This is a genomic window from Aminobacter sp. MET-1, assembly GCF_026521175.1.
Lineage (GTDB): Bacteria > Pseudomonadota > Alphaproteobacteria > Rhizobiales > Rhizobiaceae > Aminobacter.
On record NZ_JAMSHL010000164.1, the window covers coordinates 1 to 244 of the forward strand.

General features: G+C 60.7%; 1 protein-coding gene. It reads left to right on the forward strand.

Annotation, left to right across the window (positions count from 1 at the left end; all coding sequences use genetic code 11):
• Positions 1 to 6 precede the first annotated feature (6 nt).
• Positions 7 to 244: C40 family peptidase (locus NDO48_RS30640; RefSeq protein WP_416377236.1), on the forward strand; the 238-nt coding region annotated here is incomplete at its 3' end.

Sequence of the window (244 nt, forward strand, 5' to 3'; positions counted from 1 at the left end):
GCTCAAGTGGGCAAAGCCTACATTTGGGGAGGCGAGGGCCCCGACGGCTTCGACTGCTCGGGCCTAGTGTTGAAGGCCTACCAGCAGGCGGGAATTAACCTGCCCCATTACTCGGGGTCACAAATCGAGCGCGGTCATCGCATTTCCCTAGACCAAATTCAGCCCGGGGATCTTTTCGCCGCCTCGGGTGGCGGTCACGTCGGCATTTACGTCGGCAACGGGTACATGGTGGAGGCAGCCAATC